We start from the raw sequence: 412 nt of genomic DNA on the forward strand, positions 1-412 counted from the left end.
GGTGGTGCTTTGATTGGCGACCAAAGGCTCGGCGCAGCTGTTGGGCCGCACTGATATAGGTGAACTGGCGGTGGGCAAACAGGCTGATCTGGCATTTTTCAAACTCGATGAACTGCGCTTCTCCGGCAGCCACGATCCGCTTTCAGCGCTGTTGCTGTGCGGGGCAGACCGTGCCGATCGAGTGATGGTTGGCGGTCAGTGGCGAGTGATTGACGGACAGGTTGAAGGCCTGGATATAAAGCAGCTGATTGCCGACCACAGCCAGGCTGCGCGAGAGTTGATTCAGGGCTGACAGTGCGCAGCGAGAGTTGAACGTGCCATGCCCATGCTCCGCGCTCATCGTTATACACAAGTCCGCAAGACGCGCAAAACGGGGGGCAAAACGAAAGTGACTGACTGAATGCATAACCCG

1 pseudogene is annotated in these 412 nt (G+C 57.5%); it reads left to right on the plus strand.

Features of this window, described 5'->3' with window-relative positions:
• Window positions 1–16: 16 nt before the first annotated feature.
• Window positions 17–292, plus strand: a pseudogene (locus tag EE949_RS01015) (8-oxoguanine deaminase); the annotation flags it as partial.
• Between the last annotated feature and the right edge of the window lie 120 nt (window positions 293–412).

It is taken from the genome of Pseudomonas viridiflava, assembly GCF_900602065.1.
Lineage (GTDB): Bacteria > Pseudomonadota > Gammaproteobacteria > Pseudomonadales > Pseudomonadaceae > Aquipseudomonas.